Origin of the sequence: Pantoea stewartii subsp. stewartii (assembly GCF_008801695.1) — a bacterium.
Lineage (GTDB): Bacteria > Pseudomonadota > Gammaproteobacteria > Enterobacterales > Enterobacteriaceae > Pantoea > Pantoea stewartii.
The window spans coordinates 1-231 of the sequence record NZ_VZPF01000338.1; the positions used below are offsets into that span (position 1 = coordinate 1).

1 protein-coding gene is annotated in these 231 nt (G+C 58.4%); it reads left to right on the plus strand.

Annotated elements, in window-relative coordinates; all coding sequences use genetic code 11:
• On the plus strand, nucleotides 1–231 hold a 231-nt coding region (locus F7Q90_RS26455), incomplete at both ends, for an IS66 family transposase (protein ID WP_151161255.1).

A 231-nucleotide genomic window follows, 5' to 3' on the forward strand; every position in this document is an offset into this window, starting at 1 on the left:
TGAAGCAGTGGGACGCGTTAAACCTGTACTGCAGCAATGGCTGGGCGGAGATCGACAACAATATCGCGGAGAACGCGCTGCGTGGCGTTGCCCTGGGTCGGAAGAACTGGCTGTTCGCCGGTTCAGATACAGGCGGAGAACGTGCGGCGATCCTCTACTCTCTGATCGTCACCTGCCGGCTTAACGGCGTTGACCCCGAGACGTGGTTGCGTTACGTCATCGGTCATATAC